Origin of the sequence: Acidithiobacillus marinus (genome assembly GCF_002847505.1) — a bacterium.
Lineage (GTDB): Bacteria > Pseudomonadota > Gammaproteobacteria > Acidithiobacillales > Acidithiobacillaceae > Acidithiobacillus > Acidithiobacillus marinus.
Window position 1 is genome coordinate 1 of record NZ_MXAV01000035.1, and the last position, 26,297, is coordinate 26,297.

General features: G+C 53.2%; 22 protein-coding genes and 1 pseudogene. 15 read left to right on the forward strand and 8 right to left on the reverse strand.

The genetic code is table 11. The features are described from left to right. The 11 genes and pseudogenes from B1757_RS09305 to B1757_RS09355 form a co-directional block, all read left to right on the forward strand. Nucleotides 1-1,120, forward strand: a pseudogene (locus B1757_RS09305) (BREX-1 system adenine-specific DNA-methyltransferase PglX); the annotation flags it as partial. Nucleotides 1,121-1,126: 6 nt separating this feature from the next. Further along, nucleotides 1,127-2,218, forward strand: a complete 1,092-nt coding sequence (locus B1757_RS09310; RefSeq protein ID WP_101538051.1) for a PDDEXK nuclease domain-containing protein — start codon at nt 1,127-1,129, stop codon at nt 2,216-2,218. After that, nucleotides 2,205-4,700: a BREX-1 system phosphatase PglZ type A gene (pglZ, locus tag B1757_RS09315; RefSeq protein WP_172437662.1), complete on the forward strand. Its 2,496-nt coding sequence runs from the start codon at nt 2,205-2,207 to the stop codon at nt 4,698-4,700. Before B1757_RS09310 ends, pglZ begins: the two co-directional genes overlap by 14 nt. A gap of 14 nt (nt 4,701-4,714) precedes the next feature. Beyond that, complete coding sequence (brxL, locus tag B1757_RS09320) at nt 4,715-6,781, forward strand: BREX system Lon protease-like protein BrxL (protein WP_101538053.1); 2,067 nt, start codon at nt 4,715-4,717, stop codon at nt 6,779-6,781. Then, nucleotides 6,771-8,876: an AAA family ATPase gene (locus tag B1757_RS09325; RefSeq protein WP_101538054.1), complete on the forward strand. Its 2,106-nt coding sequence runs from the start codon at nt 6,771-6,773 to the stop codon at nt 8,874-8,876. Before brxL ends, B1757_RS09325 begins: the two co-directional genes overlap by 11 nt. After that, complete coding sequence (locus B1757_RS09330) at nt 8,873-10,117, forward strand: exonuclease SbcCD subunit D C-terminal domain-containing protein (RefSeq protein WP_101538055.1); 1,245 nt, start codon at nt 8,873-8,875, stop codon at nt 10,115-10,117. Before B1757_RS09325 ends, B1757_RS09330 begins: the two co-directional genes overlap by 4 nt. Before the next feature lie 11 nt (nt 10,118-10,128). Then, the gene (locus B1757_RS09335; protein WP_101538056.1) at nt 10,129-13,407 is read left to right on the forward strand and encodes an AAA family ATPase; all 3,279 of its coding nucleotides are present in this window, start codon (nt 10,129-10,131) and stop codon (nt 13,405-13,407) included. 185 nt (nt 13,408-13,592) lie between these two features. Continuing rightward, complete coding sequence (locus tag B1757_RS15790) at nt 13,593-14,135, forward strand: hypothetical protein (protein ID WP_226860441.1); 543 nt, start codon at nt 13,593-13,595, stop codon at nt 14,133-14,135. Continuing rightward, a complete protein-coding gene (locus tag B1757_RS09345; protein WP_101538058.1) occupies nt 14,116-16,572 on the forward strand; it encodes a TOTE conflict system archaeo-eukaryotic primase domain-containing protein in 2,457 nt (818 codons plus the stop codon). The genes B1757_RS15790 and B1757_RS09345 overlap by 20 nt, the downstream gene beginning before the upstream one ends. Before the next feature lie 185 nt (nt 16,573-16,757). After that, complete coding sequence (locus tag B1757_RS09350; RefSeq protein WP_101538059.1) at nt 16,758-17,039, forward strand: BrnT family toxin; 282 nt, start codon at nt 16,758-16,760, stop codon at nt 17,037-17,039. Continuing rightward, nucleotides 17,023-17,271, forward strand: coding sequence for a CopG family antitoxin (locus B1757_RS09355; RefSeq protein ID WP_101538060.1), 249 nt, complete (start codon nt 17,023-17,025; stop codon nt 17,269-17,271). Before B1757_RS09350 ends, B1757_RS09355 begins: the two co-directional genes overlap by 17 nt. A gap of 340 nt (nt 17,272-17,611) precedes the next feature. Here the strand turns inward: B1757_RS09355 and B1757_RS09360 are convergent, their stop codons facing one another. The 5 genes from B1757_RS09360 to B1757_RS09380 all read right to left on the reverse strand — a co-directional run bounded on the left by B1757_RS09360 (nt 17,612) and on the right by B1757_RS09380 (nt 20,391). Then, nucleotides 17,612-17,755 carry a hypothetical protein gene (locus B1757_RS09360; protein ID WP_253253793.1) on the reverse strand — a complete coding sequence of 48 codons (144 nt, stop codon included), beginning with the start codon at nt 17,753-17,755 and terminating at the stop codon, nt 17,612-17,614. A gap of 13 nt (nt 17,756-17,768) precedes the next feature. Continuing rightward, nucleotides 17,769-18,188 carry a type II toxin-antitoxin system VapC family toxin gene (locus tag B1757_RS09365; protein ID WP_101538061.1) on the reverse strand — a complete coding sequence of 140 codons (420 nt, stop codon included), beginning with the start codon at nt 18,186-18,188 and terminating at the stop codon, nt 17,769-17,771. Continuing rightward, a complete protein-coding gene (locus B1757_RS09370) occupies nt 18,189-18,443 on the reverse strand; it encodes a FitA-like ribbon-helix-helix domain-containing protein (RefSeq protein ID WP_101538062.1) in 255 nt (84 codons plus the stop codon). 290 nt (nt 18,444-18,733) lie between these two features. Then, nucleotides 18,734-19,540, reverse strand: a complete 807-nt coding sequence (locus tag B1757_RS09375; RefSeq protein WP_101538063.1) for a copper resistance protein NlpE N-terminal domain-containing protein — start codon at nt 19,538-19,540, stop codon at nt 18,734-18,736. A gap of 110 nt (nt 19,541-19,650) precedes the next feature. Further along, nucleotides 19,651-20,391 carry a HugZ family pyridoxamine 5'-phosphate oxidase gene (locus B1757_RS09380; protein ID WP_101538064.1) on the reverse strand — a complete coding sequence of 247 codons (741 nt, stop codon included), beginning with the start codon at nt 20,389-20,391 and terminating at the stop codon, nt 19,651-19,653. Between the two features lie 150 nt (nt 20,392-20,541). Between B1757_RS09380 and B1757_RS09385 the strand changes: the two genes are divergently transcribed. Further along, on the forward strand, nt 20,542-21,183 hold the full coding sequence (locus B1757_RS09385) for a phospholipase D family nuclease (protein WP_253253794.1): 642 nt from the start codon (nt 20,542-20,544) through the stop codon (nt 21,181-21,183). Between the two features lie 49 nt (nt 21,184-21,232). Here the strand turns inward: B1757_RS09385 and moeA are convergent, their stop codons facing one another. Genes moeA through mobA form a run of 3 tightly spaced genes read right to left on the reverse strand, consistent with a single transcriptional unit; the run spans nt 21,233 to nt 23,541 of the window. Continuing rightward, the gene (gene moeA / locus B1757_RS09390) at nt 21,233-22,471 is read right to left on the reverse strand and encodes a molybdopterin molybdotransferase MoeA (protein WP_101538065.1); all 1,239 of its coding nucleotides are present in this window, start codon (nt 22,469-22,471) and stop codon (nt 21,233-21,235) included. Continuing rightward, nucleotides 22,472-22,966: a molybdopterin-guanine dinucleotide biosynthesis protein B gene (gene mobB / locus B1757_RS09395; protein ID WP_101538066.1), complete on the reverse strand. Its 495-nt coding sequence runs from the start codon at nt 22,964-22,966 to the stop codon at nt 22,472-22,474. Beyond that, complete coding sequence (gene mobA, locus B1757_RS09400) at nt 22,963-23,541, reverse strand: molybdenum cofactor guanylyltransferase MobA (RefSeq protein WP_101538091.1); 579 nt, start codon at nt 23,539-23,541, stop codon at nt 22,963-22,965. Before mobA ends, mobB begins: the two co-directional genes overlap by 4 nt. A 78-nt stretch (nt 23,542-23,619) precedes the next feature. Between mobA and B1757_RS09405 the strand changes: the two genes are divergently transcribed. Genes B1757_RS09405 through B1757_RS09415 form a run of 3 tightly spaced genes read left to right on the forward strand, consistent with a single transcriptional unit; the run spans nt 23,620 to nt 26,278 of the window. After that, on the forward strand, nt 23,620-24,177 hold the full coding sequence (locus B1757_RS09405; RefSeq protein ID WP_101538067.1) for a hypothetical protein: 558 nt from the start codon (nt 23,620-23,622) through the stop codon (nt 24,175-24,177). Further along, nucleotides 24,174-25,244 (forward strand): 3-isopropylmalate dehydrogenase, encoded by a 1,071-nt coding sequence (leuB, locus tag B1757_RS09410; RefSeq protein ID WP_101538068.1) that lies wholly within the window; start codon nt 24,174-24,176, stop codon nt 25,242-25,244. The genes B1757_RS09405 and leuB overlap by 4 nt, the downstream gene beginning before the upstream one ends. Nucleotides 25,245-25,255: 11 nt before the next feature. Then, complete coding sequence (locus tag B1757_RS09415; RefSeq protein WP_101538069.1) at nt 25,256-26,278, forward strand: aspartate-semialdehyde dehydrogenase; 1,023 nt, start codon at nt 25,256-25,258, stop codon at nt 26,276-26,278. The last annotated feature ends 19 nt before the right edge of the window (nt 26,279-26,297 follow it).

Genomic DNA, 26,297 nt, shown 5'->3' on the forward strand with positions numbered 1-26,297 from the left:
GAGGAACCCTACAAATCAACGCGCTTTTTTTAATGATGATAATTGTAAGCGGCTTATACAAACCCACAAGGACGATTGGAATACCTACGAAACCTCCTGGGACTTCAATATCCTCCCACTACTGAATCCCGACTACCGCCAGCCAACCCTGAAGGCCACTTACCAGAAGCTCCGCGCCCACTGGCGAGAGATGACACAGGAGATGCAGAGGTTAGAGGAAGAGAACAACCGCATCTTCATCGAGGCCTACGGCATGCAAGATGAGCTGACACCCAAGGTGCCGCTCAATGAAATCACCCTGACCTGCAACCCACACTACCGCTACGGCAACGACAAGAGCGAGGACGAGCTGGAGGCGCTGCTGCTGGCCGACACTATGCGTGAGCTGGTCTCCTATGCTGTGGGCTGCATGTTCGGCCGCTACGCGCTGGACAAGCCAGGGCTGATCCTGGCCAATCAGGGCGAGACCATCGAGGACTACCTAAAGCAGGTTCCGGAGCCGAGCTTTCCTGCTGATGACGACAACGTCATTCCCATGCTCGATGGCGGTTGGTTTCCTGACGACATCGCCGAGCGCTTCCGCAAGTTTCTGCGTGTGGCCTTTGGCGAGGAACATTACGAGGAAAACCTCAGATTCGTCGAGCTGTCGCTGAACATCAAAGGCAAGCGCAACTACAGCATCCGAGATTACTTCCTCGGCGAGTTCTACAGTGACCATGTCAAACGCTACAAAAAGCGCCCGATCTACTGGCTGTTCTCCAGCCCCAAAGGCAGCTTCAACGCGCTGATCTACATACACCGCTACCGTCCGGATACGGTCAGCGTGGTGCTCAACGACTACCTGCGCGAGTTCCGCACCAAGCTCACTGCGCACAAACACCATCTGGAAGCAGTCAGCATCAGCGCAAGTGCAAGCCAAGGCGAGAAAACCAAGGCGTTGAAGGAAATCGAGAAAATCACCAAGATGATCGCCGAGTTGGAGGAATACGAGCGCGAGGTGCTGTACCCTCTGGCCACCGAGCAGGTGGAGATTGATCTGGATGACGGCGTCAAGGTCAACTACCCCAAATTCGGCGCGGCCTTGAAGAAGATTGCAGGACTGGATGTGGTGGAGGATTAAGTCAGGATGACCATTTCTTCCTTATTCGTTGGTGCTGACTATCAGGCATGGTTGAAACAGATCAAGAACCGCATCAGTTCTGCCCGTCTGGGCATGGCGCTGGCGGCGAACCGCGAGTTGATTCGATTTTATTGGGACTTGGGGGGCATGATTACCGCCAAGCAGGTGCAAAGCCAATGGGGCGACAAGGTCATCCCACAGCTATCAAAGGATTTACAACGGGAATTTCCCGAGATCAGGGGGCTGTCGGCGTCCAACCTGAAATACTGTCAGCGTTTTTTTCAGTTCTACTCATCGGGCGGCGGGGATAACGACTTACCCGTAGACATCGCCTTAATGCCATTTGGTCAACAGGCTGTTGACCAAATTCCTTGGGGGCACAACATTCTGATCTTCACCAAGTGCGCCAGTGTGGCTGAAGCGGTTTTCTACATTGCCCAGACCATCGAGCAGGGCTGGAGCCGCGACGTTTTGGCCTTGCAACTCAAATCCAAGTTGTATGACCGGACGGGCAAGGCAGTAACGAACTTTGCCAGCACCTTGCCCGCGCCCCAGTCGGACTTGGCTCAACAGACCCTGAAAGACCCCTATACCTTCGACTTCATGAGTATGACCGCCCCGTATAACGAACGGGATGTGGAACAGCAGCTTACCCGGCACATCACCCAATTTTTGCTGGAGCTGGGCAAGGGGTTCGCCTTTATTGGTCGCCAATATCATCTGGAGATCGCCGGGAACGACTATTACATCGACCTGCTTTTCTACCATGTCACCTTGAAGTGCTATGTGGTGGTGGAACTCAAAAACCGCAAATTCATTCCCGAGTATGCCGGTAAGCTCAATTTCTATTTGTCCGCCGTGGATAGCCTGCTCAAGCGCGATGATGACCAGCCCACCATTGGCCTGCTGCTGTGCCGAGACAAAAACAATATCGAGGTGGAATTTGCACTGCGCGATATGAACAAACCCATGGGAGTAAGCGAATACACCTTGCTGGAGACTTTGCCCGATAACCTGAAAGGCGCGTTGCCAACCGTGGAAGAGATAGAACAGGATTTGTGGCAATTGCAGGAGGATGCCGGTCATGAACAGAATTGAAGCTGCCTTGACCAAACTTTTCGACCGGCACCGGATCGTCTTCTGGTATGACGCCAAGCAGGAATTGCGCGACGATTTCGAGGCGCTTGCGCTACCCGGGGTTGAAAAACTTAAGCTTGCCAACAATGAGTACGGCATCAAATACAGGATCCTGCGCGAACAACCGGAGCAGAAGTTTCTGCTCTACCGTGAAGGCCCTCAACCCGATGATCTGGATAACTGGCTGCTGGACGTGCAACTAGCCCACGGTGAGTTCCGTACCGATCAGGTGGCCATCTGGCTGTCCGAACTGGAGCTTGGCCCGGAGTTCACGGAGGTGGTGCAGGCTCATGCGGGGTTCTTTCAGACCAGCAAGCGTAAGGACGCCCTCAAGAAGCTGCTGAACACGGACGATTCCGCAGTTTTGATTCGTCTGAAAATGCTGGGGATATGCACTGGCAGCGAGCCACGCATGGATGCGGTGGTGGAAAATCTGCTGCAAGAGCTGGCCGAGGGTCGGGACGAGAAGATCAATCTGATCGGCCGATGCAGCCTGGATGGTTTTCTCTGGGAGCAGATGACTCGCAGCTATGGCTACAAGTCTGACGAGCCGGGTATTAGCGATTTTGCCATCGAGCTGTTCAAGTCCTGCTACGCCATGGGTACCGACGGTCCGGTGAAGCTGACCGGCGACGCCCTGGTGTTTCTCAAGCGTTGGAAAGACAGTCGTCAGTTTGAAGACGGTTTCGAGACTCTCTCGGGACAGTACTCAGGGATCCTCGGCATTGAGCAGGATCTGGCGAAACGCGATTTTCGCGAGTTGATTGAGTTGGATTACTTTCGCCTGATTGACCAGAAGATCATCAGCGACCTGGTACGGGCGGTGGCAGACCGCACGGTCTCCATCGGTGACGTGGCGATCTGGGTGCGCCAGCGGCGGCAGAGCCACTGGTATCGTGAATATCGCGACTTATACGAGGCAGTCGATTACGCTGCCCAGTTCACTCACGCACTGGGTGAGGCCAAGCTCGAAATGAACAGTCTGACCGAAGGCGTGCAGCGCTACAGCCGCTTCTGGTATCTACTTGATCAGCTCTACCGCAAATTCACTTACCATGTGCGCATGTCGGGACAGGCGTCTCTTATGGGTGGCCTGACTGAGCAGGTCGAGAATCTTTACTCCAACAACTACCTATTGAAGCTAGGAGACCGCTTCCAAGCCTTTGTGGATGCAGCATCAAAGTGGGAAGCCTTACCAGTGCGTAAGCAGAATGAATTTTTCGAGCACTGGGTTCGACCATTCCTGCGCAAGGATAACAAGGTCTGTGTGATCATTTCCGACGCTATGCGCTACGAAATCGGCGATGAGTTGCTGAGTCTGATTCGTCAGGAAGATCGTTACAGCGCCGAACTGGAACCAGCACTTTCGATGCTGCCCAGCTACACCCAGCTTGGCATGGCGGCGCTATTGCCCAACAAGACACTGGCGATTGCCGACAACGAAAGCGGCACCGTGCTGGTGGATGGACAAAGCTCTCAGGGAACAGCGAATCGCACAAAAGTTCTCCAGGCGGCATTGAATGGTAAAGGTGAGGCTATTCAGGCTGAAGATTTCATGCAGCTCGATCGGGATGGATGTCGCGAACTGCTAAAAGCCAATGATGTGCTGTACATTTATCACAACCGAATTGACCATACGGGCGACAAGATGCACTCAGAAGGTCAAGCCTTCGAGGCTGCCCAACTCACCCTGGATGAAATCGTCAAACTGGTCAAAAAACTGACGGCTGCCAACGCAAGTAATATTCTGGTTACGGCTGACCACGGTTTCATTTACCAGAACCGCGCCTTGGAAGAGAGTGACTATTCAAGTCTTGATGTTGAAGGTGATGCAATCCTGTATCGAGATCGACGCTTTGTGTTGGGCAAAGGGTTAAAAAACGCACAAAGTTTGCGTAAGTTCACCTCAGAGCAACTTGGCCTGTCCGGTGATGTGGAGGTGCAGATTCCCAAATCGATTAATCGCCTGCGTTTGAAAGGCTCCGGCAGCCGCTTTGTGCATGGCGGCGCGACGTTGCAGGAGGTGGTGATTCCGGTGCTCAAGATCAACAAGAAGCGTCAGAGCGATGTCACCGCCGTTGAGGTGGACATCCTGCGTGGAGCCAGCTCGGTGATTACCTCCGGGCAACTGGCGGTGATCCTGTACCAGGCTGGACCGGTAACAGACAAGATCCAGCCGCGTGTGCTGCGGGCTGGCATCTACACCGAGTCGGGCGACCTGATATCAGACAGCTTTGAGCTGACCTTTGATCTGGGCTCGGACAATCCCCGGGAGCGGGAGCTGCAAGTGCGCTTCGTCCTAACCCGCAAGGCCGACGAGGCCAATGGCCAAGAGGTCATTTTACGGCTGGAGGAAAAACACGCCGGAACTTCACATTACAAGGAATATAAGTCGCTCCGCTACCTGGTGCGACGCTCATTTACCAGCGACTTCGACTTTTAAAGGGCGGGTGTCCGATGAATGAACTTGACCAGAAAATTAACACACACTTCCCAGGCCTCGTTGTCCGCAAGGATCTCGTCAAGGCGGTCAAGGGCAACGCTATCGTTCCTTCTTATGTGCTGGAATACCTGCTAGGTCAGTATTGCGCCACCAGCGATGAGCCGACCATTCAGACCGGTATTGAGACGGTCAAAGAAATTCTTGCCAAGCATTACGTACATCGTAATGAAGCCGGGCTGGTGCGCTCGAACATCAAAGAGAAAGGGCGCTACAAGGTTATCGATAAAATCAGCGTTGACCTGAACGACAAGAAGGATGTCTATGAAGCGCAGTTTTCGAATTTAGGACTCAAAGACGTTCTGGTTGATTCCGGTACAGTGAAAAAGCACCCCAAGCTCCTAGTTGGCGGGGTGTGGTGTATTGCTGATCTGGAATATGAGTTCAGCGAAGACAAAAGCGCGAGCCCCTGGATATTGTCGACCCTCAAGCCAATCCAGCTATCCCATTTTGATTTTGACGGCTATGTTGAGGCCCGTAAACAATTCACCACCGACGAATGGATCGACCTCTTGGTGCAAAGCATCGGCTTCAACCCGGAGATGTTCGGCAAGCGCAGCAAACTGACCCAACTGGTCCGCCTGATTCCGTTTTGCGAGCGCAACTACAACCTGATCGAGCTGGGTCCCAAGGGGACCGGTAAATCGCATATCTACTCAGAATTCTCGCCACACGGCATCCTGATTTCTGGCGGCGAAGTGACGGTTCCCAAGCTGTTCGTGAATAACGCTTCCGGAAAGATCGGCCTGGTCGGTTACTGGGATTGCGTGGCCTTCGACGAGTTTGCCGGAAAGCAAAAACGCGTGGACAAGGCCCTCGTCGATATTATGAAAAACTACATGGCCAATAAGTCCTTCTCGCGAGGCGTCGAGACGCTGGGCGCGGAGGCCTCTATGGTGTTCGTGGGCAACACTCAGCACACCGTACCCTACATGCTGAAGAACTCTGATCTGTTTTTCGAGCTGCCCAATAAATTCTATGACTCCGCATTTTTGGACCGCATCCATTTCTACATCCCTGGCTGGGAGGTCGACATCATCCGGGGCGAGATGTTCTCCAGTGGTTATGGATTCGTGGTGGACTACCTGGCCGAGATCCTTCGCTCGCTACGCAATCACGATTACTCGGACCGCTACAAGGAGCACTTCACCCTCTCTTCCGATATTTCTACGCGAGACCGCGATGGCATCAACAAGACCTTCTCCGGCCTGATGAAGATTATTTTTCCGCAAGGTGGAGCCTCTAAGGAAGAGATTGAGGAATTGCTACGGTTCGCCATTGAGGGCCGAAAGCGTGTTAAAGACCAACTGATGCGCATGGACTCCACCTACGGCAACGTCCGCTTTGCCTATCTGGGCGCGGATGGTCAAGCCAAGCCTGTCACTACGCTCGAAGAAGAGGAATACCCCGGCTACTACCACAAATCCATCGCGGAGGGTGAAGCCGGGGAAATCTTGGAAGCTGCACCGGACTCGCCCCAAGTTCCGTCCGAACCTCTGGCTCCGGCCGAGCCCGTCCTCAAGGAAAAACACCTTACCTTTCAGGAGAACCAGAAGGGTCTTTCCTTCGATACGCTGCTCGGCCCTTATCTCAGGGACGCGACTGCGATCACCGTCACCGATCCTTACATCCGCCTATTTTACCAGATGCGTAACTTCATGGAATTTTTGGAGACAGTGGTCAAGCACAAGGCCCCGGATGAGGAAGTGTCCGTACATCTGATAACGACGGAAGACGAGTTCAAAGGTGAACAGCAGAAGGATAACTTGGAGAGGATGAAGGAGTCCGCAGACAGTGTGGGCGTGAACTTCACATGGGAGTTCGACGATACCGGCACTATTCACGCTCGCCACATCGTGACCAATCACGGTTGGAAAATATCCCTGGATCGTGGTCTCGACATCTTCCAGCACTACGACATGAACGATGCATTTACCTTCGCCAATCGCCTGCAGCAATACCGCCCGTGCAAGGCATTCGAGGTGACATTTATTGCAACTGAAGGAATGTCAAATGAACATTGAAATACAAAACTGTAATAACATTGATTCCACAATAATTACTCTGACCGAGAACAAGCTGAACATTAAATTCGCGCCAAATGGTACAGGGAAAAGTACAATTGCACGGGCGTTACTGCTCGGCGCGAAAGGGGATCAAGACCTGCTGAACGAACTCATGCCGTTCAAACTCCGAAAAGAAAACCCGGATAAAAAGCAGCCGAAGGTAATGGGGATAGAAGTACTGAATAATATCATGTGCTTCAACGAAGAGTATGTCAGTCAGTTTGTTTTCAAGCCGAACGAATTAATCAGCAACAGCTTTGATATCTTCATTAGAACTGATGCCTACAAGCAGAGAGAGCATGAAATAGAGGGATTGGTAAGTAATATCAAGCAACTGTTTTCCGGGAATCAGGAACTGGAAGCGTTGATCAACACACTCAAGGAAATGGGAAACGCCTTCAAATTGAGTAAGACGGGCTTGGACAAAAAGTCCACCGGCATGAAGGGACTGTCAGTCGGTAACAAAATCGAGCATGTTCCTGCCGGATTGGAATCCTATACCCCGTTTATTCAGAGCCAAAACAGTGTGAGTTGGATTGAATGGCAAACCAAAGGTTGTGACTTTACTGACCTGTCGGAGAATTGTCCATTCTGCACATCACCTGCGGCTGACAAAAAGGACCAGATCAAAAAGGTTGGCGAGGAATACGACAAGAACACTATCAAGAACCTGATCGCCATCATTGACGTAATTAAAAAGCTGGGCGAGTACTTTTCTGATGAAACAAGAGAAAGGCTCACAACCATTACGACATTGAAGGAAGGACTAAAAAAAGAACATGAGGACGCTCTCACCACAGTAAAAAAGCAAATAGACAATTTCACCGAAAAGGTGGAAAAGCTCAAAACGCTTTCCGCATTTCAGTTCAAAGACGGGGAAAAGGTTGGTGAAAAACTATCCGCATACAAGCTGGATTTGCAGTTTTTCTCGGAACTTAACTCAAATAAGATGCTGGAAGCCATCGCCCCTATAAACGATTCCATCGACGAGGTCATCAAACAAGCGGGTCAGCTGCAAGGGAAGATTAATCAGCAGCGAAGCGAAATGAAGAAAACTATTGAGCGTCATCAGAATGATATCAATGAATTTCTCTCCTATGCCGGATACCGCTATGCGGTTGAGATTGCCGGGGATGGAGAATTGGCTCAGTTGAAACTTTGTCATATCGATCACGAAGAGTACCTCAGCGGTGGCAATCAGCACCTCAGTTTTGGGGAAAGAAACGCATTTGCTATCGTCCTTTTCATGTATGAATGCCTCTCCAAGAAGCCGGACCTGATCATTCTGGACGATCCTATTTCCTCGTTCGATAAAAACAAAAAGTACGCCATCCTACAAATGCTCTTCCGCCGGGAAGCCGACTCATGTTTTAAGAACAAAACTGTGCTGATGCTTACCCATGATGTCGAGCCAATCATCGATACCGTTAAGTCTCTTGCACAAAAGTTCAGCAATCAGACTTCGGCATCGTTTCTCAAGCTAACCGACGGCCAAATCAGTGAATGTGTCATTGGCAAGGATGATATACAGACTTTTTCCCAAATTTGTAAAAACTCCCTCTCATCAGAAAAAGACGATATCGTCAAATTGATCTACTTGAGGCGCCACTTTGAGATCGCTGATAATAAGAGTGATGCCTATCAGGTGCTGTCAAACCTTTTTCACAAAGGAAACGGTAAAGCGCGTGGCGTTGATACCCGTGAGCAAAAAGATGCTGAAGGCAATCATCCGGAAATGGAGCAAGATAAGTTTGACAATGGATGTGCCGAAATATTAAATAATTTAACGGGCTTTTCATACTCACTGCTATTGAGTCGTGTCGTTGACCCAAATGCTTTGATGTCACTATACAATGCGGCTAAAAATGGATATGAAAAGCTTCAGATTTTTAGGTTGCTTGGGCTGGATGTGCATAATTCTGTGATTCAGAAGTTTATTAACGAAACTTACCATATTGAAAACGAATTCATCAGCCAACTTGACCCTGCAAAATTTGACACCATTCCCGAATACGTCGTGTTTGAATGCGATCGGCTACTCAAGACTCAATGAAAATCCTCCATACATCCGACTGGCACATTGGGCGCACTCTTTATGGCAGAAAACGCTACGAGGAGTTCGAGGCTTTTCTGACCTGGCTGGCAGAGACGATTCAGCAGAATGAAATTGATGCACTGCTGGTGGCAGGTGATGTCTTTGACACTAGCGCTCCGAGCAATCGCGCTCAAGAGCTCTATTACCGTTTTTTATGCCGGGTAGCCGCCTCACGCTGTCGGCATGTTGTTGTCGTCGCGGGCAATCATGATTCACCGTCCTTTCTCAATGCTCCCAAGGATCTGCTCAAAGCCCTGGATGTCCACGTGGTCGGTCATAGCACGGAATTCCCGGAAGACGAAGTGCTGGTGCTCCGTAATGAGCAGGATGCTCCGGAATTGATTGTCTGCGCCGTGCCCTATCTCCGCGACAGGGATCTCCGCGTGGCGGAGGTGGGGGAGAGCGTCGAGGATAAGGAGCGGAAACTGATAGAAGGCATCCACAACCATTACGCCGCCGTTGCCGCCTTGGCTGAACAAAAGCGCAAAGAACTCGGGGCCGATGTCCCTATCATCGGCACGGGGCATCTGTTTACCGCTGGGGGGCAAACCATCGACGGTGATGGCGTGCGCGAACTTTATGTCGGTTCCCTGGCTCATGTGACGGCGGGGATTTTTCCTGCGAGCTTTGATTATCTGGCGCTTGGGCACCTCCACGTCCCGCAGAAAGTGAACGGGTCCGAAATCATACGGTACAGTGGCTCTCCATTACCCATGGGGTTTGGAGAGGCAAAACAACAGAAGAGTGTTTGCCAGGTTGCCTTTGGTCAGATTGAGGGGCATAGCACAACGGCATCCGTGCAACTGATTGACGTGCCAGTATTTCAGAAACTCGAGCGCGTCAAGGGTGACTGGGACGGCATCTCAAGCCGCATCCATGAATTGTCGGCAACGAACTATCAAGGCTGGCTCGAAGTCATCTACGACGGCGCTGAGGTTATTGGCGACCTGCGTGAACGGCTGGAGGCTGCGATTTCCGGCACCCAAATGGAAATTCTCCGCATAAAGAACAACCGCATTATCGACCGCGTGCTTGGACAAATCCATGAAGAGGAAACACTCGACGATCTGAACGTGAACGACGTGTTCGAACGCTGCCTCGCCGTTCATGATGTGCCCGAAGAGCAGCGGCTGGAGCTGCTTCGGACTTACCAGGAAATAGTTTTGTCTCTCTACGAAGACGATGTCCAGGCGGAATAGGGAGGCTATTGATGAGAATACTACAGATACGCTTCAGGAATCTGAACTCACTGGTCGGTGAATGGCAAATCGACCTGATGCACCCGGCCTTCGCATCTGACGGAATTTTCGCCATCACCGGCCCCACCGGTGCGGGTAAGACCACTATCCTCGATGCTATTTGCCTCGCTCTTTACGGACGGACACCGCGCCTTAACAAGGTCACCAAAAGCGGAAATGAAATCATGTCCCGCCAGACCGGCGAATGCTTCGCCGAGGTGACCTTCGAAACCCAGTCTGGACGTTATCGTTGCCACTGGAGTCAACACCGGGCACGCAAAAAACCGGATGGCGAACTCCAGGCCCCGAAACACGAAATTGCCAATGCCGATTCCGGCGAGATATTCGAATCCAAGATCAGAGGTGTAGCCGACCAGATTGAGTTGGCTGCCGGCATGGACTTTGATCGTTTCACCCGATCCATGTTGCTGGCCCAGGGCGGCTTCGCCGCGTTCCTTCAGGCGGCACCGGATGATCGGGCTCCGATCCTGGAGCAGATAACAGGCACGGAGATCTACAGCCAGATATCCATCCGTGTCCATGAGCGAAAGCAGCAGGAGCGGGAAACACTGAACCTGCTCCAGGCCGAAACGGCTGGCATCGTGATTATTGAGCCGGAGCAGGAACAAGAGATTGAGCAGGCACTCGAGACAAAGCAGAAGGAAGAGGCAGACCTTGCCGCCAAATCCGCTGATACAGGGAAAGCCATTGCATGGCTCACCACCATCGACGGGCTGAAGAAGGAAATCAGCAGCCTGGCGGATGAAACGAGTAAACTGCAGGGCGATATTGAGGCGTTCAAACCAGATCGTGAAAAGTTGGGCCGGGCGTTGAGTGCCGCCGAACTTTCCGGCGCATACGCAACGCTCACTGCCACCCGTAAGCAACAGGAGGTTGACAGAGCAGGCTTGAAAGCGGAGGAAGAGGCTCTTCCTGGACTGGAATCTTCCGCCAAGGAACAGGCCGAATTACTGAAATCGGCTGAGCAACAAACCGCTCAGGCAAAAGAAGATCTGAAAGTGGCCACGCCTACATTGCAGAAGGTTCGCTCCCTAGATCAAAAACTTGCCGATCAGAAAAAAGCTGTCTCGGAAGGTGATGAGGACTGTAAGAAAGATGCGGCCAAGATTGCCGCAGACAATAAAACCAGGCTTGAAGAACAGGAAAAACGATCCAAGGCTCATGAGTCGCTGGAGATTATAGGCTGCTACCTCAAGGAGCATGCACAGGATGAATGGCTGATTGGCGGTCTGGCTGGTGTTGAAGAACAGTTGAGCGGCCTGCTCTCCAAACAAAATGAAATCATTCAAAAGCTGGCCGCTCAAGAAACCGCCACAACAGCTCTGGATCTGGCGACAAAGTCACTCGACGACTGTAAGAAGCAATCTGGCACTCGGAAGCAAGACCTGGAGGATGTCTCAAAGCAGCTTCAGCAGGGCAAGGATGCTTTGCGCCAATTACTGGAAGGCCGCTTGTTGCGGGAATATCGCACCGAAAAGGAAACTCTGCTGCGTGAAATGGCCTTCCTGGCCAAAATTGCGGAGCTCGAAGATCACCGGGCAAAACTGGAAGACGGCAAGCCCTGTCCACTTTGTGGTGCCACTGATCATCCCTTCGCGGAAGGGAATGTCCCGGTCCCCGATGAAACTGAACAGAAGGTCGACGCCCTGACCAGGCTGATTAACAAAGCCGAGGGTCATGAAACCGCCATCAAGAAACTCATCGATGCTGAAAGCCTGGCCAGCAAAAACCTGACGGAGGCTGAAAAGCTGGAATCAGCAGCGGCCAATGACAAAAAGGCTGCCGAAAAAGCTCTGGCTGAGATCAGGGAGGGCCTGGTGAAACTTCGGGCTGATTTTGCTGAACGCAGGCAGGCCGTCTCTATCAAACTTCAGCCGCTTGGCATTGCTGACATCCCTGAAACGGATATTGCCTCACTGATCGAATCACTCAGATCACGGCTGAAGGCGTGGCAGGCCAGGATCAAGAAAAAGGCGGATATTGATAAACAGATTGCCGATATCGATAGCGAGGTGAAGCGGCTGGATGCGGTTATCGAAACTCAAAGCACCATCCTGAATGAAAAACTGGAGCGCCTGAGCATCTTGAAAAAGGAACTCGCCGCCGGAAGGGATGAGCGCAATGCACTGTACGGCGACAAGAATCCCGACGCTGAGGAGCGCCGTTTAAACAAGGCGATTTCTGATGCCGAAGGGACCGAAAAGCAGGTCAGAGAACGGCACAATGCGCTCCAACAAAAATGGAATACGGCGAAGGCCCAGGTCGAATCTCTGAAGAAACGCATCGACCAACGAGCGCCGGAACTGAGAAGGCTGGAAACCGAATTCTCCACAGCACTCACGCCTGTGCGGTTCGCAAGTGAAGAACAGTTTTTGGAGGCTATTTTGCCTCCTGAAACTCGGGCAGCGTTGACGGCCACTGCCAAGGCTATTGATGCGCGGCAAACAAATTTATTTGCCCGCCAGAAAGATCGGGAAACGCGCTTGGCTACAGAGATGGAGAGAAAAGTTACAGAAAAGTTGCTGGAAGAGCTTGAGCCCCAATTCAAGGAACAGGAGGAAGCGCTTAAAGATCTGCGGGAAACCATTGCTGGACTCAAAATCAAGCTCAGAGAGAATATAGTTGCAAAAGAGCGGATCAAGGAAAAGCAGGCAGCTATCGAGGCCCAGAAAAAAGAGTGCCGCAGGTGGGAAAACCTGCATGAATTGATCGGCTCTGCAGACGGAAAGAAGTACCGCAATTTTGCTCAGGGACTGACCTTCGAAATGATGATTGGTCACGCCAACCGGCAACTGCAGAAAATGACGGACCGCTACTTGCTGGCACGGGACGATGTTCAGCCTCTGGAGCTCAACGTGGTCGACAACTACCAGGCCGGGGAGATTCGGTCCACGAAGAACCTTTCCGGCGGTGAGAGCTTTATCGTCAGCCTGTCTCTGGCACTGGGGTTGTCCCATATGGCCAGCAAAAATGTCCGGGTGGATTCGCTGTTCCTGGATGAAGGCTTCGGCACCCTGGACGAGGAAGCCCTCGACACCGCCCTGGAAACCTTGGCGGGCCTGCAACAGGACGGCAAACTGATCGGCGTCATTTCGCACGTGCTCACCTTGAAGGAGCGGATCAGTACACAGATCCAGGTAACACCGCAAACTGGCGGTAGAAGTGAAATAAGTGGTCCTGGATGTGGCCGGGCTGCGGTCAGCTCATCACAGCAGAAAAGTGTGACATGAAATATCAGCCTCCCTATTCTATTACCTCTGAGATTCTGAGCCGAATTGCCGCGATTGGTGAGAGTCTTGGTCGACTGTCCGTGCTTCAATTGGGATAAGACTTGCGTCTACGGCGTATCAATCGGATTCGCACCATTCATGGCTCGCTATCGAGAGGGATATGCTGAGCAGCAGGAGATATTAAATTGACCAAGAAAAAGCCAACCTGGACAGACATCAAGCGCCAGCTCACCGAGTTTGACCGTTCGGCTTTGCTGACCTTGATTCAGGATCTCTATGCCGCGAGTAAAGAGAATCAGGTTTTCATGCATGCACGTTTCAATTTGGGCGATGATGTGCTGCAACCCTATAAAGCGACTATTGAACGTTGGGTTTGTCCGGATGTAACCCGCAATCAAAATTATTCCATTGCCAAGGCGAAGAAGGCAATTGCTGATTACAAAAAAGCAGTCGGCAGGCCAGAGGGAGTGGCAGATCTAACGGTCTTTTATTGTGAATCCTGTCTGAAGTTGCTGGATTATTGTGGGATGGAGGACGAAAACTACTTCAGTGCTCTGGTACGGATGATTGAGCAGTCTCTGAAGGCCATAGTCATGTTGGAAACAGGCCAGCGGGACCATTTTTTAGAACGACTTGAACGTGTTTTTGATGAAAGTTCCAAATGGGGGTGGAGCGTGGATGACGATTTGAATGATCTGATGGCAGAATATGGATTTGCTGAAAGGTGATGCACTGAATTTGGATATACAGGAGGAGCTACGTCGACTGCGTGAAGAGAATGCACGGCTTGCGGAAGTGTTAACCCGCCATGGGATTGCTTGGGATGAATCCATTCAATCTGTATCCATTCCTTTAGTATCGAAATCCGCTTCCAGCACCTTTTCTGCCAAAGACAAAATAACCCTGTTTCGTCGCTTATTCCATGGGCGGGAGGACACTTATCCGCAACGCTGGGAATCCAACAAAGGTCATTCCGGTTACGCACCGGCTTGTGGTAATGAGTGGAAACCTGGGATTTGCCATAAGCCACGAATCAAATGTGGTGAATGTAAGCAACGGCAGCTATTGCCATTGTCTGATCAGGTTATCTATGACCATTTGTCGGGGAAACAGACTGTAGGAACCTATCCGCTTCTTGATGACGACAGTTGTTATTTTCTTGCAGCAGATTTTGATGAAGCGGACTGGTCGGAGGATGCCAAATCTTTCATGGAATCCTGCAGGGAACTCGCCATACCGGCGGCATTGGAAATTTCACGTTCTGGCAATGGCGCCCACGTCTGGATCTTTTTTTCTGAAGCCGTCCCAGCCCGCGAAGCCCGGATGCTGGGTGTTGCATTGATCAGCCACACATGTGATCGTACGCGGCAACTGTCCCTGACCAGCTATGATCGGTTGTTTCCTAATCAGGACACCATGCCTCAGGGTGGATTTGGCAATTTGATTGCCCTTCCTCTGCAGAAATGGCCAAGGGAACAAGGTCGTAGCGTGTTCGTTGATGAATCTCTGCGCCCATTCCCGGATCAGTGGGGTTTTCTGGCATCCATTCGTCCAATGTCACACCAAGATTTGAATGGTGCAATATTGCGCGCTAGTGATGGTCGCCATCCGTTGGATGTAGCCTTTGTTACCGATAATGAAATGGATCCATGGCAGCGGAAATCCTCTACACCTGCTCGAATTGCAGAGGTTCTACCGCAATCGCTGCGATTAGTGCTTGCCAATCAGATTTATATTGCTAAAGCGGATTTGCCACATTCACTGGCCAACCGCTTGATCCGTCTTGCCGCCTTCCAGAATCCTGAATTTTATAAGGCCCAGGCTATGCGGATGCCCGTGTGGAATAAGCCACGTATTATTGGTTGCGCCGAAAACCATCCACGCCATATCGGTTTACCGCGCGGCTGTTTGGATGTGGTGATTGAACTGCTCAAGGAACATGACATCCTCCCGGATATTCAAGACGCGCGTCTGCCAGGGCGGAAGGTGATGGCCAAATTTACGGGTACTTTGCGCAAAGATCAAAAAATAGCGGTACGAGAGATGCTCAAACATGAATTCGGCGTGCTATGTGCGCCTACCGCTTTTGGGAAGACAGTTGCCGCCGCCGCCATGATCAGTCGCCGCAAAGTAACTACCTTAATTTTGGTACATCGTGCCGAACTGCTGCGCCAATGGCAGGAGCGGTTGACCGAATTTCTGGACATTCTCAAGGACGATTTTGGTGTAATCGGTGGGGGCAGGAATCGCCCTTCCGGCAAGATCGATATTGCCATAATGCAATCTTTGACCAAGCGGGAAGATTTGGGCGAATTGCTCGATCATTACAGTCAGATTATCGTCGACGAATGTCATCATTTATCGGCCTTTTCCTTCGAGGCTGTCCTGAAGCGGTCTAAGGCGAAATTTGTGTTAGGACTAACAGCTACACCCATACGGCGCGATGGACATCAACCGATTGTCTTCATGCAATGTGGACCGATCCGCCATAGTGCTGCGAGATCAGAAACCGCCCCGAAGCGACTGGAGGTCTGGTCGAAAGTATTATCTGCATCGGCAATTCCACCAGAATCGCCGATACAGGAGGTTTTTCGCACCCTCACCAACGATTCAGTGCGTAATCAGCATATTGTTGAGGATGTATTAGCCGCCTATCGGGAAAAGAGAAAGGTATTGGTACTTACCGAGCGAGCGGATCATCTGCAATGGTTACGTGAGGCGCTAGGGAATGAGGTCGAAAACTGCTTTGTTCTGCACGGCCGTTTATCGAAGAAAATCCGCGCGGCTGTGCTTGCTGAACTGAATGCCTTGGGTGATTCCTTGCCGAGGGTTTTGCTAGCCACGGGCCGCTTAATTGGGGAGGGCTTCGATCATCCGCCATTGGATACCCTGGTGCTGGCTATGCCGATTTCCTGGAAGGGGACTCTGCAACAATATGCTGGGCGCCTACACCGAACACACGCGGACAAACAGGATGTCCGTATTTATGATTATGCTGAAATCAATCAGCCGCAACTGGCCAGAATGTGGGACAAACGCCAGCGCGGCTATCGGGCCATGGGCTACGAAATAAAGCCAGTAGTAGACGCCGCCATCCTTAAAACAGTAGTTAAGGTTGGGTCAGAGCAGGAATCACCACAACGGGTAACCACTGCGACTGGATAATCTGGGCGATCTACCCCTGCGTATTGGCAAGTGTATTGGGACTATCAGGCCAAGCTCGTACAAGCTTCGCGATGACTATACACCACCAAAAGCAGATCCAGGTGAAGAAAATTGAGCACGACAGCGTATCGGCGCCGCATCGTTAATGTATCGCATTTGTGTAGTTTTTGATCTACAATAAGACCATGAAAATAGCTGGGTTCGATTGGGATAGTGGAAACTGGCCTAAATGCGGGAAGCATGGGGTTTCCCGTGACGACATCGAACGGCTGTTTCTCGACGGTCAGGCGCGTGTGGCGCCAGACCTGAAACACACCACGCCGTCAGAGAGCCGTCACATTGCGGCAGGCTGGGTCGATGGCCGGGCAATGTTCGTAGCGTTTGCTTTTCGGGGCGACTTCATCCGCCCAGTCAGCGCCCGCTACATGCACGCAAAGGAGGTGAGCAACTATGAAACGAGTCCCTGAATTCAAGACCGATGCTGAAGCCGAAGCGTTCTTGGAGCAAGACCTTTCCGGCCTTGACTTCAAGCAGTTCACGCCGATGCACTTTGAGGTGGCGAGGAAAGAAGCCGCCCTGAATGTGCGTCTGCCTGCCGCCCTGATGGACGCGGTACGCGCTAAGGCCAAGGCCAAGGGCATTCCTTACGCCCGCTATGTGCGGATGGTGTTGGAAGCTGACTTGCAGCGCAGCCGTTGAAAGAAGCGGGGAATAATAACGAGGGTAGGGGCAATAGCTGTGACAGATTTGTACCATGGCTCAAATAGGGAAGGCTGTTATTGTGGTCGTTTCACGTTGGTTGCAGACTTTGGCAAGCGGCGCAACTTAATGAAAATTAAAGAACTATAAAATCATGACGCGGACTCATAATCCCTTGGTCCACGGTTCGAGTCCGTGCGGGCCCACCATATAAAACAAGCAGTTAATAAATTGCGGATGACAATCCTCTGCTCCTCGGGTTCGGATTTTATACAGTTCTGGACAGAGGAGTTTTGTCTTGTGGCTGTTGGTGGACTGAAGGACGCCGCCAAGGCCGGACTTATTGGTCGCGCCACTGCGTAAGTCGCTGAATGATCTTGGCCTTGTTGCCGAAGGCTTTGAAGAAGGCATACGGAAAACTCGCGGCGTCAAACGGTTGCTGCGTAAGGTCGGCGAGGGCTTTTTCGATTTCAACGGCGTTCATGAGCGAAAGCGCGTCATGCGCCCTTCCAGGGGTTGATGACCGTCACGCCGGCCGCATCAAAGGGTGCTGTGTCGCGTGATGCCACGATGAAGCCGCGCGATGCGGCAACGGCGGCGATGTAGCCGTCTGGCGTCGGGAAGCCGCGCCCACAGTCGCGGGCTGTTACGGCCAGGTCGGCGTAATGGCGCGCCGCATCCGTATCGAAGGGCAGCATCCGATTCTGGAACAGTTCCAGCAGTTCGCTCAGAGCGTGGTCGAGCATGTTCTTGCGCTTGCCTGCGGGCAGCGCCCGTACACCGAACAATAACTCCGCCAGCGAGACGCTCGAAAGATACAAGGTTTCGGCCGCCTGGTCATTCAGCCACGCTCTCACGGTCTGGTCCGGCTCGGGCTTCATCGCCTCGGAGACGACGTTGGTATCAAGGACGATCATTCAGTCGAAGCGCAGCGGTTCGGCCGGCGTCTTGTTGCGCGCATTCTCGAAGACAGCGAAATCTTCATTGCTCAGACCGATCTTGCGGCCGATGGCGGTCAGGGCGTCCCCTACGCGCACCCGTTTCTCCGGTTTGACCGCCGCCGCCAGAATCTCCCGCACCTCCGCTTCCATGCTGCGGCCGTGCTGAGCCGCCCGCACGCGCAGAGCGCGATGCACCTCATCCGACACATTCCTTACCGTCAGAATTGCCATAATTCAAGATTCCCCATTTGCTTTCTATGAAGTCAATGATGTAATAATGCAGTCACTGGCGCAAGCGTCATATCCCTTCAGGTCCTGATGTTTTGCTTGCATAGGTCGTTGAGCTTTTTTACATCTTGGTCATTTACGAAATGGTTGTCGGGACTGTCTCTGATCAGAAACCTACAAGGTCTTTGGCATATGAACACTGGATAGTGGCACTCGACTCCGCACGACTATTCTTCAGGCAATTTCGCTACAGTAGCAGTACACCACCGCTGCTTCAGGATGAGGGCTTGCGCCTACTTTTTAGGTGGGGTGGCTACCGCCTGAAAAGTGGCCAGAACCTTACCTTCGGCATCTTTGAACTGGAGTGTGGAGCCCTGCATGGCATAGCTGCGGGTTTGTTCCAGTGCTTTGGAGAAAGGGCCGTCAATGCTGACTCCCACGCAGGCCATGCGGGTGGAGATGAGGGCAGGGAATTTCAGTTGCTGATTGGCTCCCAGTACCAGTCCGCCGGCAACCCGGTTGCAGCCATCCCAACCGGCAACACGTTGTTCTGCCGGGATAAAACTGAGGTAAGGCGCTTTTGCCTCGGAACCTTTTGCGATGGTTTGTCCTGCCAGGCTACTGAGTCGCCACGCGTAACTGGCGTAGAGATCCTGGGCAGCACTATGATCGCTGACCTTGTGCAGCAGCCAGAGCTTGCCATCGCCAGTGGAGAGCGCCTTACCGGCACCTGTCAGCGGCGCCAGCGCATTTTCCAGTACTTGGTAGGCCCCGATTTTTTGCTGATGGGCTCCCAGCAGTTCAATCACCTTGTCCGTCTGCCAGTGAAACCGTCCGGTAGTCTCAGTGATGTTCTGGCTACGGTCAGCATACTGGGTGGTGAAGAGATATTGCCCATTGGCTTTAAGGGCGAGGGTGCTGCGGATTCCTGGGCAATCCGCACAAGGTAAGTCGCCCGCATAACTACCCTGCCAGTCTAAAGCACTTTGGCTGGTATGTTGGTCTGGAGGGGTGGCAGGATTTATGGGCGGAGTAACCGGCGCACAGGCAGCCAAAAGGCTGATAATGGGCAAAGAAAAGGTGAATGCCGTGTATTTCATGTCCCCTCCGAGTTTGAATTTTTTTTGATTCTACGTATTTTTCAATAGGATTGGCAAGGTGGGCAAAAGTACCTGATTTTCAAGGGCGAAACACCGTGTGGGATCTGGATCTACTGAGCATTTTTATCAACACTCTCACGACACTGCTGTGCCAGTGAAACCAGGGCCTTGCGGGCTTCCTGCGCATTGGTGACGGGGTCGGGCAGATCAAAGCGCAGCAGTGTACCGTCGGCGCGCAGATCAAAGCCATCATAATCCATGCCCACCATTTCCACCTCGAAAACATCCAGGGCATACTGATGCCGACAATAGTCGCGTAGGTTATCACGATGGTCAGCATTCATATGGGCGATAATGCCCGCTTCTGCCGCCACCAGCGCATCGCTGGGTGGCGGCGCATAATGTTCAGGTCGAACCCAGTGAATTTTGCCGAAGCCGCCAATGTAGCGGATGTATTCAACGGCGATCCGGTAAAAATAGAAATCATGGGCAGCAAAGTAATCCCGGGCTTGGGGGAGATAGCGCAGATAACGATCAGCAAAAGCGTTTTTGTCGGGTAGCCGGGTGGCGCGACCGGTCAGTGTGACCCTGCCGGCAGCCTGCATGTCTGGGGAGCAGGGTTGTACCAGCAGGCTCACTCGGGAGTCGGCATCGATATTTTTGGTATGTTCTGCCAGGTTGGATATGAGAATCAGGGGATTGCCTCTGTCATCCAGCACAAAAGGACTGACTGAAGCGAAGGGATAGCCTTCCAGTTTTTTGGAGAGGGTGCACAGGGATCCATTATGATAGGCGCGCACAAAACGTCGTGCTTCGCTACCGGTGGCTAGGGCTTGATCTTCAGGGGGCATGGAGGCATCCGGGCTTGTCGACATTGAAATCAATATCTGCAGTCTAAACAGTGATACCGGACCTGTCGATAAACGTGTTTATGGTGACCCTCTTGGCGAACAGCCCACTTCGTTTTATCTTTCCCTAAAAATTGACTGAGCGTAAATTCCATGATGTCCATCCCTGGCCTAATCCAGCGCGTGATATTGTTCTGCACCATTATTTGTATTCCGTTGCAGGCTCCGGCAGATGATTCCTTATGGCAACAGGTTGTGCATTGGGGTGAGGCGCAGTGGTCCATGGCCACAGCCACCATGCCCCGTTCGCCAGTCACGGTCCCGGCGCAAGGGACAATAGAAGTGGCTTTTTCGCCACCGGGCGGAGCGACGGCGGCCATCGTCGCAGCCCTGGGCGCAGCCCGGCAGCGGATCTGGGTGCAGGCTTACAGTTTTACCAGCGCGCCCATCGCCAAGGCGGTATTGCAGGCGGCGCGCCGGGGGCTGGATGTGCAGGTGATGCTGGATAAGAGTCAGCGTACCCAGAAGTATTCTGTCGCAGATTTTTTTGCGAATCAGGGCGTGCCGGTATTTATTGATGACCAGCATGCCATTGCCCATAACAAGGTCATGGTCATCGACTCTGACACGCTGGTTACCGGCAGTTTCAATTTCAGTAAGGCGGCGGAGCAGGCTAATGCCGAAAATATGCTGATTTTCAGAGGAAATCCTGCGTTACAGAAGTTGTATGCCGACAATTTTCGTTTTCATCTGAGCCATTCCACCCGATACGAGCCGCGTCATGGCCGGGATTGATTATGATTGACCATAATAGACCGGAAAGACACTTGAAGGGCCCAGAAACTTAAACGAGTCCTTCCAGCAACTGCACATCCACGAGGCTCCCGGCCGGGGCGTCTTCGGCCTCAGCGGCGAGGATGATCAGGCAGTCGGCATGGGCGAGGCCGCTCATGATATGCGAAGCCTGCTGGCCAACTCCAGCGACTTCAAGACCATTTTCTCCAGAGACCAGCACCCCGCGCTGAAAGTCGGTTCTTCCCGGCTTTTTCTTGAGGGTATGGGCCAAAGGCAGTTTAAGGACAGGGGCTGTCCAGGGTCCATTGCTGCCCATGCGCTTGAGGATACAGGGCCGTACGAACTGGTAAAAAGTCACCATGGTGGACACTGGATTGCCGGGCAGGCCAAAAAAGGTCGCCTCTCCCAGCTTGCCGAAGGCCAGTGGCCGACCGGGTTTCATGTTCATTTTCCAGAAATGAATGCTGCCCATACGACCCAGCAGTTCGGCAATATAATCGGCGTCACCGACCGAAACGCCGCCCGTGCTGATGACCAGATCAGCCATTCCGGCAGCCTGTTGCAAGGCGGCCTCCAGACGTTCGGGATCATCGGCAATCCGGCCCAGATCATATATTTCGCAGCCTAGGCGCTGGAGCATGCCCCGCAGGGCATAGCGATTGCTATCATAAATCTGCCCGGCTGCGAGGGTGCTTCCAAGGGGGCGCAGTTCATCACCAGTGGAGAAAAAAGCGACCCGTAAGCGCCGCAACACCTTCACTTCCGAAATACCCAGGCTGGCCAGCAGAGCCAGCTGGGCAGGACGCAACAGGGTGCCGGCCTGCAGTGCCAGGGCACCGGCCTGCAAATCTTCGCCAGCCTGACGAATATTGGCGCCCGCCTGGGGGCGTTGCTGGGGGATGATCTGTTGATCGTGGACCTCGGCGAGTTCCTGAATCAGCACACTATCAGCGCCTTCAGGGACGACGGCGCCAGTCATGATTCGTACGCACTCACCGGGGCCGACTGGGCTGGTGAAGGGGTGACCGGCGAAACAGTGGCCGATCAGTCGTCTGGGGGCCTCGCCATCGGCGCTGCGCAGAGCGTAACCGTCCATGGCGGAATTGGGCCAGGCGGGCACCGGTTGCGCCGCCCGCAGGTCTTCCGCCAGCACACGGCCCAGAGCGTCGCTCAGGTGCAATATTTCCGTATCCATCAGGGCGGGGCTGGCCGCAAGAATGCTGGCTCTGGCCTCTTCCACGCTTTTCGCCAGGGGATCATGTTCATTATCACTGCAGCAGTGCGCCATTCAGGGTTCCTCGTGTATCCAGCTGTAGATGAATTCGGCAATCTTTTGGGGACTATTGAGGTCCACTACCGGACAATGGGTGGATAAGGCCGTATCGCTGGCGACGGCGATGATCTGCGAATCTTCCAGAGCCAGCAAGGGTTTTTGCAAAGAAGGGCGATGCACCTCTATTTTGGGTATGGGTAATCCCTTGTTTCCTTCCAGAAATAGCAAATCGGCAGAGCTGGGCAGAGCGGCAGTCATACTTTCCAGGTCTGCAGTTTCTGGCGCCCGAAAGGTCGTAAACCAGCGTTGGGGGCCTTGTAAGAGAACGGCTTCGGCACCCGCCTCGCGAAGGCGGTAACTGTCTTTACCGGGAGTATCCCAGTCCACCTCATGGTGCGTAGATTTGACCACGGCGATGCGTAATCCTTTGGCTTGCAGTAAGGGTATCAATGCGCAGAGCAAACTGGTTTTTCCGCTGCCGCTATATCCTACCACTCCTATCGTTTTCATGGCAGATCCTCGGGACTGTTGCAGTTGCGCAGCAGGGCTTCATCCAGATACAGGGTTGCGTAATTTAGGTCCTGGAACCAGCCCTGGGCCTTGCGGCCACCTTGATCCAGATAGTGTTGCAGGTGCGGCAGCAGACGCCGATGACATAAGGTGACTACGGCATGTAAGCCGGTATCGCTGCTAACCACTACCAGATCCTTGTCCATTTTGGCCTGCCACAGCTGGCGCAGCAGATCAGGGGGAAGGAGCGGGCTATCCACCGGAATGCTGGCCACCCAGTCCTCGCGGGCGGCGGCAAGCCCAGCACTCAAGCCCATGAGGGGACCTTCAAAACCGTTGTTGGCGTCGGTAATGACCCTGTGACCCAAAGCCCGGTATTGATCCAGATGACGATTGGCACTGATCAGAATCTCTGTACTGTCCGCCTGTATTATGTGAATAGCTTGTTTTATCAATGTGCTGCCGTGCCAGCGAACCCAGCCTTTATCGACTCCACCCATCCGTCGGCCTGCTCCGCCCGCCAGAATCAGGCCGCTTACCGGCAGAAGGGAAAAACTATTTTGCTGTTTGCACATTTGCTTTGGCGGCTGCCCTGTCATAAAAGCCTATGCTATCCTTCCACAATTATCTGACAAGTAAAACCCGGAGCAGGTATGTGGGATTGGTTGCGGGGTAGGTCGGGACCGACGGTTCCCCCCCGTGGGGTGGTCGTGGATGCAGGTATTCCCAATCAGGAAAGGGTCGCAGAATTACCGCTGCCTGAGGCCCTGTTTGTTCTGCATTATAATGGGTTTGCGCAACTCCCGGAAAATGGTGAATTGCGGCAATTGTTGCTGGATGCCGCCCGGAATGGAGAGTTCCTGCGCGATCTTCCCCGGGTCAGTGCCCGGCGTCTGGAAGAAAGTCACGGACTGCAGTCCCGTTTTGGCGTGGAGCTGGAAAACGTGGTGCGCTTTTTCAAGGTGCTCCATAGTGAAATCACCCGGCGCATGTATATCGATGCGGCGCGCAAGCGCGAGGACGTAGCCGGAGTGCAATTTACTCTCCGCGATCCGGGCCAGGCCGATGTCGAGCAGCTGGCTATTGTCGAAGCGGATCCATCGGCTCTGGGCGCGGGTGTTTATCCTCTCAATCATATCCCCGAGAATCCGCATCCGGGAACCGAAAACCCCTTTATAATTCGTATTGTCTTGAAAAAGGATCTGGCATGAAAAAAATAGCGATTTTCCCGGGTGACGGGATTGGTCCCGAGATTGTCGACGCCGCGCGGCTGGTGCTGGATGCGGTGGATCAGGCTGCTGGCTTGCAACTGCAATGTACGGATGGACTGGTCGGTGGTGCAGCTCTGGATGCCGCCGATGATCCCCTGCCGGAAGCCTCCCTGCAGCTGGCCATGGCGGCTGATGCAGTCATTCTCGGTGCAGTGGGTGGGCCGTGCTGGGATAATCTGCCCCCGGCCAAGCGTCCCGAACAGGGTCTGCTGCGTTTACGCAAGCATCTGGATCTTTTCGCCAATTTACGGCCTGCGCAGATTTTTCTGCAACTGTTGAGTGCCTCGCCCTTGCGCCCGGAACTGGTGCAGGATGTGGATATTCTGGTGGTGCGGGAACTGACCGGTGACATCTACTTTGGTCAGCCCCGGGGAGTAGAGATCGTCAATGGCAAGCGGCGCGGCCACAACACCATGGTTTATGACGAGGACGAAATCCGCCGGATTGCCCATGTCGCCTTCAAGGCTGCCCAGGGTCGCCGCAAACAGCTGTGTTCAGTGGACAAGGCGAATGTGCTGGAAACTACCCGCCTGTGGCGGGAAGTCGTGACGGAATTAGCCCCGGAATATCCCGATGTCAGTTTGACTCATATGTACGTGGATAATGCGGCAATGCAGCTGATTCGTGCCCCTGCCCAGTTTGATGTGCTGCTGACGGGGAACATGTTCGGCGACATTCTCTCGGATGAAGCCAGTCAACTGACTGGCTCTATCGGCATGTTGCCCTCGGCCTCGCTGGGGGAGGGGCGGGGCATGTATGAACCCATTCATGGTTCCGCCCCGGACATTGCCGGCCAGGATAAAGCCAATCCGCTGGCGACCATTTTGTCTATCGCCATGATGCTGCGTCATTCTCTGGGTGCCGAACAATGGGCACAGCGGGTGGAGATGGCGGTACAGAAAGTGCTGGATGCCGGCTTGCGCACGGCGGATATTGCCGCACCGGGAGAAGCCGTGATCGGCACCCGCGCCATGGGTCAGGCGGTCGTTCAAGCCTTGCAACTCTGAGGAAGTCGGTTATGAAAAAATCCCATTACAACGTGGCAGTGCTGGGGGCAACGGGTGCCGTCGGCGAAGTCATGATGCAAATTCTGGAGCAGCGGAACTTCCCCGTCGATAATCTCTATCTGCTGGCCAGTAGCCGCTCTGCGGGGGGGCGTTTGCCATTTCGCGGCAAGCAGATACTGGTCCGGGACGCCACAGATTTTGACTGGTCCCAGGTGGATATTGGTTTGTTTTCTGCGGGTGCGAAGGTCAGTGCCCAATTTGCGCCCAAGGCCGCCGACGCGGGCTGTGTGGTCATCGACAACACCTCTCAGTATCGATATGACGATGATATTCCCCTGGTAGTGCCGGAGGTGAACCCCCGGCGGATTGGGGATTATGTCAATCGCGGCATTATAGCCAATCCCAATTGTTCGACCATCCAGATGTTGCTGGCTTTGAAACCCATTGCCGATGCGGTAGGCATTGAGCGGGTGGTGGTGTCGACTTATCAGGCGGTCAGTGGCGCAGGCAAGCGTGCCATTGAAGAACTCGGCCAGCAGGCCATGGCGCTGTTTCGTCACGAAGAAGCAGTTTGCGATGTATTCCCCAAGCGTATTGCCTTTAACTGCCTGCCGCAAATCGATGTGTTTCAGGATAATGGGTATACCAAAGAAGAAATGAAAATGCTGTGGGAAACCCGAAAAATTCTGGAGCTTCCCGATGTGGCCCTGACCGCCACCTGTGTGCGGGTACCAGTATTTTATGGACACTCCGAGGCCGTCAATGTGGTGACCCGCGACCGGATTAGCCCGGAGGCCGTGCGTGCTTTGCTGGAAAAAGCCCCGGGGGTGACGGTGGTGGATAATCAGGAGAAGTCTTTATGGCCTTCGGCACTGGATGCCGCCGGACAAGATACGACCTATGTGGGCCGTATTCGTGGGGATTGTTCTCACGATAAAGGCATTAATTTCTGGGTGGTTTCCGATAATATTCGCAAGGGCGCAGCCTTGAACAGCGTACAGATTGCAGAGATATTGATTCGCGACTATTTATAGGGACATTACGGGCCAAAGC